10 protein-coding genes are annotated in these 9,167 nt (G+C 44.8%); 8 read left to right on the top strand and 2 right to left on the bottom strand.

Annotated features, from left to right (window positions below):
* The first annotated feature begins 684 nt into the window (after window positions 1-684).
* The gene (locus F6K49_RS31200) at window positions 685-2,091 is read left to right on the top strand and encodes a FecR domain-containing protein (RefSeq protein WP_293071489.1); all 1,407 of its coding nucleotides are present in this window, start codon (window positions 685-687) and stop codon (window positions 2,089-2,091) included.
* A gap of 67 nt (window positions 2,092-2,158) precedes the next feature.
* Here the strand turns inward: F6K49_RS31200 and F6K49_RS31205 are convergent, their stop codons facing one another.
* Window positions 2,159-3,268, bottom strand: coding sequence for a metallophosphoesterase (locus F6K49_RS31205; RefSeq protein ID WP_293071490.1), 1,110 nt, complete (start codon window positions 3,266-3,268; stop codon window positions 2,159-2,161).
* Window positions 3,269-3,628: 360 nt separating this feature from the next.
* Here F6K49_RS31205 and trmB point away from each other — a divergent pair, with 360 nt between their 5' ends.
* From trmB to F6K49_RS31235, 6 genes are all read left to right on the top strand, one after another.
* Window positions 3,629-4,270: a tRNA (guanosine(46)-N7)-methyltransferase TrmB gene (trmB, locus tag F6K49_RS31210; RefSeq protein WP_293019419.1), complete on the top strand. Its 642-nt coding sequence runs from the start codon at window positions 3,629-3,631 to the stop codon at window positions 4,268-4,270.
* Between the two features lie 126 nt (window positions 4,271-4,396).
* Window positions 4,397-5,689 carry a hybrid sensor histidine kinase/response regulator gene (locus tag F6K49_RS31215; RefSeq protein ID WP_293082754.1) on the top strand — a complete coding sequence of 431 codons (1,293 nt, stop codon included), beginning with the start codon at window positions 4,397-4,399 and terminating at the stop codon, window positions 5,687-5,689.
* 66 nt (window positions 5,690-5,755) lie between these two features.
* Window positions 5,756-5,953 carry a 50S ribosomal protein L35 gene (gene rpmI / locus F6K49_RS31220; RefSeq protein WP_071107370.1) on the top strand — a complete coding sequence of 66 codons (198 nt, stop codon included), beginning with the start codon at window positions 5,756-5,758 and terminating at the stop codon, window positions 5,951-5,953.
* 65 nt (window positions 5,954-6,018) lie between these two features.
* Window positions 6,019-6,372 carry a 50S ribosomal protein L20 gene (gene rplT, locus F6K49_RS31225; RefSeq protein WP_008186586.1) on the top strand — a complete coding sequence of 118 codons (354 nt, stop codon included), beginning with the start codon at window positions 6,019-6,021 and terminating at the stop codon, window positions 6,370-6,372.
* A gap of 362 nt (window positions 6,373-6,734) precedes the next feature.
* The gene (locus tag F6K49_RS31230) at window positions 6,735-7,547 is read left to right on the top strand and encodes a transporter substrate-binding domain-containing protein (protein WP_293019429.1); all 813 of its coding nucleotides are present in this window, start codon (window positions 6,735-6,737) and stop codon (window positions 7,545-7,547) included.
* Window positions 7,540-8,067 (top strand): tetratricopeptide repeat protein, encoded by a 528-nt coding sequence (locus F6K49_RS31235; RefSeq protein ID WP_293019431.1) that lies wholly within the window; start codon window positions 7,540-7,542, stop codon window positions 8,065-8,067. Before F6K49_RS31230 ends, F6K49_RS31235 begins: the two co-directional genes overlap by 8 nt.
* 22 nt (window positions 8,068-8,089) lie before the next feature.
* On the opposite strand, the gene F6K49_RS31240 is transcribed toward F6K49_RS31235, so the two are convergent.
* Window positions 8,090-8,788: an acetoacetate decarboxylase family protein gene (locus tag F6K49_RS31240; RefSeq protein WP_293019433.1), complete on the bottom strand. Its 699-nt coding sequence runs from the start codon at window positions 8,786-8,788 to the stop codon at window positions 8,090-8,092.
* 152 nt (window positions 8,789-8,940) lie between these two features.
* On the opposite strand from F6K49_RS31240, the gene F6K49_RS31245 reads away from it, so the two are divergent.
* On the top strand, window positions 8,941-9,167 hold a 227-nt coding region (locus F6K49_RS31245), incomplete at its 3' end, for a PD-(D/E)XK nuclease family transposase (protein WP_293102901.1).

Below are 9,167 nucleotides of genomic sequence, written 5' to 3' on the forward strand. Positions count from 1 at the left end.
GCTTGAAAGCCTTGTCGGGTATGCCTTCTGCCTTCATGCAGCCAGCCCTATTTATTTCCTATTCATAATTCCTAAAATTTGTCAAGTTTTTTGTAAAGAAATATGTTTATAAAGCATAGCTTACTAAGGGGGGTTAGGGGGGATTTCTGCTCCCTGACTAAAAAATAGACAAGTTAAATGAGCAACAGCTTACCAAAATTGATCAATGCAGGTAGGGTATTTTTCTCCCAGCTAATAATTACTAACCACCAGCGGTGTTTTCAGGATTGACTAACCTGTATTTCATACTACTCTGAAGAAAAAATATCCTGACTTGACTTAGAGCCTACAGAATGTCGTATAGGAGAGTTTTGTACCTACTCTTCGAGAAGGCAACGCCAAAGCCCCGTAAGCTATCAGCTAATGCGCTACCTCAAGCGCGTCGTTCGCACAGCGTGGCCAAACGCGCCCCGCGTGGCCTAAAGGCCAAGGCCAAAGCCTGTGCCACCCACGCTACTTGAGGTTCTGATCGGGAAAGTTCCAGGGTCTAAAGCGCGACTGCATCAAGAAAAGAGCTAAGCATTCGTTTAATCTCTGTTAAATCAGCTGATAGCACCTCAAGTAGCACCATCTGTAGCGCATTAGCTGAATGCTGACCTCTCAACTACCTGACAATACTGACCTTTGAGCTATTGGAGTTGCCCCGTGTTTCGCAAGACAGTCCTACTACTTTCCATCTCTCTATGGAGCGTTAATTCACTAATTTGTTCTAAACCAGTCAGTGCCGAAATTCCCTTAACTAGTGCTGTGCTACAGAAGCTACGTAACCGAGTGCGATTGATTCCTCAAAATCAGTCAGCTCGACCAGCCCGTCCATCTGATGCCATGACGATAGGAGATGCACTGGTAACAGCTCGCTCCTCCATGGCTCAACTGCGCTTCAATGATGGTTCCCTAGCCCGACAAGGAGAGTTAGCTGTCTTTCGATTTATACCTAGAAGTCGTACCTTTGAGCTATCTAATGGCACACTACTGCTGTTAATTCCTCCAGATCGGGGTAAAACTCGAGTGCGTACACCCAATGCCGTGGCTGGGATTAGGGGGTCAGCTCTGTTCATGCGATATATATCTGATACCAATACAACAATTGTTGGAGCTCTGACCAATAGCGGTATTGTGGTCTATAATCGCACTCGTTCTCAAGTTCAGGAATTAAAAGCTGGGCAGATCGTGGTTATAACCGAGGATCAAATTGAGCAGGTTTATGAATTTGACCTCAGAGAGTTTTATGAAACCAGTGAATTAGTCAAAGGGCTGAATTTGACCCAGACAGGACCGGCGGATAGTCCAGATCAAGCTTTGGATTTAGTGCGAGGGGAAATTGCAGATGCTCTAGAGGCGCAAGTTCCTATTATTGGCAACAACATAATTGTTAATCCTACTTTCATTCGTCTTCGGGGGAGTGAATCGGACGAGTTTCCCAGTGCTGATTTTAGTGTGATTGATGGTGGTGTTGATGTCTTCGATCAAGATGTGGGTTCTGAGAATTCCAATGCCGATATCACTGATCAGGTTAACCAGTTAGATATCAGGTCTACCTTGGAAACCGGTGAGTTTCTTAACACTGAGCAGGAGGATGAAACTGTTGAACTGGATCCCGAAGACGTTGACAAACCACTAGAGCCGGAACCAGAACCAGAACCAGAACCCGAGCCCGAGCCGGAACCGGAACCTGAGCCGGAACCAGAACCAGAACCAGAACCGGAACCGGAACCGGAACCGGAACCTGAGCCTGAGCCCGAGCCCGAGCCCGAGCCAGAACCGGAACCGGAGCCGGAGCGTGAGCGTGAACCGGAAATTCCTGTTCAGCTACCGGATCAAGGTCAAGGAGTAGAGGATGACTTCCCTGGTCAAGGTCAAGGAGTAGAGGATGGCTTCCCTGGTCAAGGTCAAGGAGTAGAGGATGGCTTCCCTGGTCGAGGTCAAGGAGTAGAGGATGGCTTCCCTGGTCAAGGTCAAGGAGTAGAGGATGGCTTCCCTGGTCAAGGTCAAGGAGTAGAGGATGGCTTCCCTGGTCAAGGTCAAGGAGTAGAGGATGGCTTCCCTGGTTGAGGAAATCCCTGAGCTTATCAGGTTAGTTGTAGTGCTTGAATTTATTCAAGAAAAGCCGTCTTAGTCATTAGTTTTTTGTCAGCAACAGAGTGGTCTGATTATCAATCAGAGCAGGTTTACCATCACTGGTATGGCAGCTAAATGACTCAAAATAGCGACGAACTGGGGTAGGAAACTCAGGAAAGTTGAATACAGCATCACCATCAGCAATATTAGCCCAGAAGTAGCGTAGACTCGGAGCAAGTTTCTGGGCATCTGGTAACGGTAAATTTAAGGGGGGAGAAGTCAGGAGTTTCACCATGAATGGATAAGAGCGATCGCTCATCCATTCTCTAGATATCTGGGGTAGGTTTTCCCAACCAGGGACTGACTCCACTCGATGAGATTCAATTTGTAACCATCTTTTTCCTTGATTATCGGTACACAACTGCAATATCCGGTAGGGGTGAGGATAGCTAACTAATGAACCTGTGGTGATTTCGTAGACTCCCTCTTGATAGGCGATATCCTGTACATGCAAGTGACCTGTAAAGAGTAGATTGACCCCAGCAGTTTTGAGAATATTGTGTAATATTGGACCATTTTCCAAGATATACCGATGTCCCAAGGAATGGTTAGCTTGATCGGGCAAATGCTCGATCACATTGTGATGCACCATCACCAGCACCAATTTATCCTGGCACTGGGAAAGCACTTGCTCAAGCCAGATCAGCTGTTGCTGATCAAGACGCCCTACCTGTTTACCACCGGTATCGAACTGGTTAGAATTTAACCCAATCAGCTGTACTCCAGGCAAAACTTCACAGGTATAGTACAACTGCTCGGGATTTTCATAACCAAATTGGCGATAGTAGTAAGGAAATTCCTTTAGTCCAATCGAGTGTTCATTGGGTAAGATATTGGGGACATCATGATTTCCAGGTACGACGTACACTGGAAAAGGCAACTGGCTCAATCGCTTTTGTAACCAGGCATGATTGTCTGGTTCACCATGCTGGGTTAAGTCTCCTGGTAGGAGGAGGAAATCCAAGGCTTTCTGCTCTAAATCCTCCAGAATCCTTTCTAGGACTGGAATACTAACTTCTACCAAATGAAACCGATTGGGATGATCCCAGATGGTTTGGGGTAACCCGATATGTAGGTCACTTACCACGGCAAAGCGAAAATTTAAACTCATAGCTAAAACTTTTCTTGATTAAACCCTAGATTAATTATTATTAAAATTATCGCTCATGACGTTTGCTGTTATACCATTACAACTCCTTGTTTAGGTTACATTTAACTGCTCACCTAAACAATAATGGATAATCTTTAATTTAGCCTGACATAATTAGGCTTTAGTCTATAAAAAACTTTAAAGATTACATTTAGGATAAATACAGATGAGTCGGAATTGCCTTCATTGAGGTGCGACCCAAGGGCGATTTACTCGCCCGCTTAAGGCGCGCACCTAGATATCACATTTACAACTAGATTAGGGATATAACCCCTAATCCCTGATCCCCCATCCCCTGAGTAAAGTAAGGAGGTGCTAAGGTTGGCTAGAGTCCGAGTGCGACAACACGTTAATCCACTTAGCAAGCAATATCAGATGCCGGTGAGTCCTCCGGATTGGAATCAAGTTTATGCCCAAACGGCTCTTCCATTACATCTGGATATTGGCTGCGGGAGAGGGGAATTTTTATTGCAGATGGCAACACAACAACCCCACTGGAATTTTTTGGGGTTAGAAATTCGGGAACCATTGGTAAAACAAGCCAACAGTAAGGTGGTGGATTTAGGGTTGAGCAATCTCCTATTTTTGTTCTGTAATGCTAATAGTTCTATAGATTCACTCTTTAGCTCTTGGCACCCTGGTGCCTTGCAGCGCGTCACTATTCAATTTCCTGATCCTTGGTTCAAGAAGCGACAAGCCAAACGACGTATAGTGCAGCCCACCTTGGTTGATACTCTAGGGGCTTATTTGACCAGTGGAGGGGAGGTCTTTCTACAATCCGATGTGGAGGAAGTGGCAGTGGAAATGCGATCGCGTTTCGATGCTCATCCAGTCTTCTACCGGCCAGAGACTGCTTGGCTGCCAACCAACCCCCTGCCAGTGGCTACTGAACGGGAAATTTCCACCCTCGCTCGTGGTGAACCTGTGTACCGAATGTTGTTCTTTCGCCGTGATGATGTTTAAGGAATCGTGGAGTAGGAACACTGGTAGCCAAACCGCCTTCTGATTCAATCAGATCAGCGGGCTACTGGTCTGTATGCTCCTGCCCAATTTGCTTCTCCCCTATGGTTCGCTCTACCTAATTAAAGCATGAATAACCATCAAGCTGAGGCAACTCAGGCAGAAATTATGGTTGTGGATGACACACCAACCAATTTGCAGCTGCTATCTTCCATCCTGATTGAGGAAGGCTATCAGGTTAGGAGCATGATCGATGGACTACTTGCCTTGGAATCAGCATTGTCTGATCCACCGGATTTGATTTTACTCGACATTATAATGCCAAAGATCGATGGCTATGAGGTCTGTAAACAGCTGAAATCTAATCAAAAAACTCAGGGAGTTCCAGTAATCTTTATCAGTGCTTTGGATGAAACTTGGGACAAGGTGAAAGCCTTTGCTGTTGGTGGTGCTGACTATATCACCAAGCCATTCCAGGTTGAGGAAGTTTTAGCCCGTGTGGAGAATCAATTGACTCTGCACAAGCTACAAACACAACTGATTGAGCAAAATCAACTGCTGCAACAGGAAATTCGCGATCGCATTTCCGCTCAAGCTGCTTTAGAAGCCCTCAATCAAGAACTTGAAACCAGAATCCAAGCTCGCACAGTGGAACTAAGAGATTACTTAGAACAGCTACGGAACTTGGAATCGCAATTGCGTCAATCACTGGAGCGTGAAAAAGAAGTCAGTGATCTTAAATCTCGGATTATTTTTACCATATCCCATGAGTACCGTACACCTTTAATGACAATTCTATCCTCTGTGGAACTCCTAGAAAAGTACCGTCATAAATTTACTGATTCTCAGCAACTTAAACATTTTTGGCGGATCCAAGCTGCGGTCAAACATATGACTACCCTAGTCAATGATTTATTATTCATTAATCAAGCAGAATTCGATAAGTTAGAATTGAAACCAGTTGCTTTGAACTTAGTAACATTTTGTCAGGAGTTATTCTGCCCAATTAAATCAAGCCTTGGGGCTAAACATCGGCTAATATTTAGTAGTGAAAGAGACTGGGAGCCAATATTAGGAGACCCCAAAATCCTTCGACAAATTCTGACTAACATCATCTCCAATGCCATTAAATATTCTCCCGATGGTGGGACTATTTTAGTACAACTAAACGGAGATGAAGAGAAAGTCATATTACAGATAATTGATCAAGGTATTGGCATCCCTAAAGAAGACCAACCAAAATTGTTTGAGTCTTTTAGTCGTGCCAGTAATGTGGGTATAATCCCAGGAACAGGACTAGGGTTATCAATTGTCAAAAGTTGTGTAGACTCCCACGGTGGTAAGATTCACTTGGAAAGTGAAGTGGGTGTCGGAACAACCTTTACCATCACCTTGCCCAAGAATTTACCAGAAGAGGAATAAGCCGGTCACTTAATTACGCAGCAATTGGTATACAATAATAAATTGTGCCATTATTATAATCCGTCAATGCCTAAACTAAAAAGCCGCAAATCAGCTGCCAAGCGTTTTAGAGCTACTGGCAGTGGTAAAATAAGACGCCGCAAAGCGTTTAAAAATCACTTACTAGAACACAAGACCTCAGAAAGGAAGGGACGCTTGTCTAAGCTGAGCTTGGTAGACGAACGGGATGCGGATAATGTTCGCCTGATGTTGCCTTATATGTAAATCTTAACAGTAGACCATTACTGCTAACACTACTACTAAAGTAAACAAACTAGCTAGAATTAACCATGACACGGGTAAAACGCGGTAATGTCGCTCGTAAGCGGCGCAAAAAAATTCTCAAACTTGCTAAGGGGTTCAGAGGTTCCCACTCGAAACTCTTCCGCATTGCTAACCAACAAGTGATGAAAGCGCTGCGGAATGCCTATCGTGATCGCCGCAAGCGCAAGCGGGATTTTCGACGTCTGTGGATTACTCGCATTAACGCAGCAGCACGTCAAAATGGCATTAGCTACAGCCAGCTGATGGGTCAAATGAAAAAAGCCAATATCCAAATTAACCGCAAGATGTTGGCACAGCTGGCAGTGCTGGATCCAGATAGCTTTAACAAAGTGGTGGAATTAGCGGCTAAAGCTGAGTAAGCATATGCGCTACGCGCACCCTACGCGCGTCTGCGGTCAGCCTTCAGCTTTTGGCCAAACGCGCCCCGCGTGGCCATAGGCCAAGGCCAATCGCTGACGGCTGAATGCTTAGCAAGCTTAAAAACTTGGGTTTTGGGTAAATAGGTAATCCGTAAAGGATTAAGTTGTCGGGTGATAAAAAAACTTTGGTTATTTTGATTATTATAGATTATAATAGTTAGCTCACCCCTCTTCACTTAGTATCTTTAATTGGTATTTAATTGGTATTTAATTGGGTATTTCTTGTTCAGTTAAGTTCCTGAATTCACAGGGAATACCTTACATTTTTACCAATTTCTTTACCAATTTTGATTCCCCAACCGATGCTTAAGCAAAAATTCTTCAACTTTGGTATGGTATTCGGATTGACGGCGATGTCTTTTTTGACACCGTTACGGGTTGGGAGTGCTCAACTTGAGGAAATAGAGCAGCGGGGTCAGTTGATAGTTGCTGTCAAAGATAATCTGCGCCCTTTGGGATATAGGGATGCCGATGGCAAGTTACAAGGATTGGAAATTGACTTAGCACGACGTCTAGCAGAAGAACTGTTAGGTAATTCTGATGCGGTGGTGTTGCAGCAGGTGGGAAATCTTGACCGACTTAAGGTGGTTTTGGACGGTGAAGTTGACCTGACAATTGCTAGAGTCACAGCCACAGCACCTCGCCGCCGATTAGTGGATTTTAGTATCCCCTACTACCTGGATGGCACGGGTTTGATTACTAAAGACCCCTTAATTACCAGATTGGGTGATCTCCATAGCAGAACCATCGCCATACTCAATCATTCTAGCACAATTGCCGTCGTGCAGTATGCTTTACCGGAATCTAGGGTGGTGGGAGTAGATTCCTACCAAGAAGCGCGATCGCTTTTAGAAAATGGTAGGGCTGATGCTTTTGCTGCCGATAAGAGCATTCTCAGTGGCTGGGTACAAGACTATCCTGAGTATCGGATGCTACCAGTGTGGCTCTCGGGTGAAGCCTTGTGTGTGGTGATGCCTAAGGGGTTACAATACACCAAGCTAAAGCAGCGCGTGAATAATGCGATCGCACGTTGGCAAGCAGATGGTTGGTTAGCTCAACGAGCAACTGTTTGGGGATTACCATTAAGAAGAAAAACTGTCAAGCCTTATGAATGATACACTGCCAACTATTTATCTCTCAGTTTTGCTAGTCCTACTTGCTGGTGTTACTGTCGCTGTGCTGCGCCAAGTTCTCAAAACTCGTAAAATTGAAACCACTCTCTCTCGGTTGGAAAAAAAGCTGCAAAAAGACCGGGGGACGGTTATAGAGTATTATGAATTGGGCAGTATTTATGCGGACAAGAAGCTCTTTGGTCAAGCTATCCTGCTATTTCAAAAAGCCTTGAAAGGGACTGATGCTGACGAAGAAAACCTTGCTCCTGTCTATAATGCTTTGGGTTTCGCCTATTGTGCCAAAGAACAGTATGATCTGGCTATTCGCCAGTACAAAGAAGCCTTGAAGCAAGAGCCTGGATATGTCACAGCCCTCAACAATCTCGGTCATGTTTATGAGCGCAAGCAATTAACTGCTCAAGCCTTAGAAGCTTATGATGAGGCGCTCAAGTATGAACCCAAGAATTCTACCGCTAAGCGTCGAGCAGAATCTCTCCGGAAACGCTTGGTTACACCAGCTTGAATAAAGTCAGAAGTATCAAGTATCAAGCATGAATTATCAAGGATGAATTTAGTTGTCCTACTACTTCTGGTACACCAGCGATTAAGCACAGCTTATCCATATCAAGGGTTAACCATGGTTGCTTGAGCCCTAGATTGGCAAAGGGACTCTCAGGTGGGACCTCTAACTGGCTACCCACTAAGCCTAAGCGGGATTTAAAATCACCGTTGAAGTAGAGAATATTGCCTGAGAGGGTGCTTAAGACATTGTCATTTAGAGGGACTTGCCAGCCAAACTTAGCGTGATTGTAGCTGAAGCGGCACAGGGTATTCTCTCCTTGACGGACGGTGACCCGATGTTGATATCTGGTAGGGCGTTCGCGTAGCGTGACCTTTGGTCGTTCGCATTTTTCCCAGGTGAACTCAGCTATCTCTTTTGGTAATCCCCAAATTTCTCGACCACCTGCGACAGAATCGTGGTTATCGACGTAGATGTGGGAAATCCAGCCGCCAGTTTTGCGGGAATAGCGCACTCTGCCAGCAACTACAATTAATTCACTGTATTCTAGGACTGACCCTGAGCCGTACAGGGATAGATACACCCCACCTAGAGTCTTTCCTGGCCAGAGGGAGACGATGTCAAATTCTGGGGGAATTAGCGATCGCACTCGCTCAATATCAATCAGCTGCAAGGTTTGGATGGCGTAGCCTTGTAGTGTCCAGGGTGGGTTTGGGTAAGTCATCGGAACATCCTCTAGGTAAAATGCTTAATCCGTTGATTTTTGTGAAAGGAATCCAAGATTATGCCGATTATGATAAATTTTACCAATTTAGTCAATTAGTAAAATTTACATATAATCGAGATAATCGAGAACAGTAGCACCAGCACAAGACAATGCCAGATACACATATTCGCTTTGATTGGGCAATCAAAAAACTGCTGCGGAATAAAGCTAACTTTGGTGTTTTGGAAGGGTTTATAAGTGAGTTGTTGAATTTTGATATTACCATCAAAACCCTTCTGGAAAGCGAAGCTAATCAAGAGACACTCGATGATAAAACTAACCGAGTTGATATTCTCGCTGAAACCACGGATGGCGAGCTGATCCTGATTGAAGTACA

It is taken from the genome of Moorena sp. SIO3I6, from assembly GCF_010672095.1.

Excerpts from the sequence above, each read along its gene's own strand:
- F6K49_RS31205 (WP_293071490.1), bottom strand. The coding sequence starts at position 3,268 with ATGAGTTTAAATTTTCGCTTTGCCGTGGTAAGTGACCTACATATCGGG.
- rplT (WP_008186586.1), top strand. The coding sequence starts at position 6,019 with ATGACACGGGTAAAACGCGGTAATGTCGCTCGTAAGCGGCGCAAAAAA.
- F6K49_RS31235 (WP_293019431.1), top strand. The coding sequence starts at position 7,540 with ATGAATGATACACTGCCAACTATTTATCTCTCAGTTTTGCTAGTCCTA.
- F6K49_RS31240 (WP_293019433.1), bottom strand. The coding sequence starts at position 8,788 with ATGACTTACCCAAACCCACCCTGGACACTACAAGGCTACGCCATCCAA.
- F6K49_RS31215 (WP_293082754.1), top strand. The coding sequence starts at position 4,397 with ATGAATAACCATCAAGCTGAGGCAACTCAGGCAGAAATTATGGTTGTG.
- F6K49_RS31230 (WP_293019429.1), top strand. The coding sequence starts at position 6,735 with ATGCTTAAGCAAAAATTCTTCAACTTTGGTATGGTATTCGGATTGACG.
- rpmI (WP_071107370.1), top strand. The coding sequence starts at position 5,756 with ATGCCTAAACTAAAAAGCCGCAAATCAGCTGCCAAGCGTTTTAGAGCT.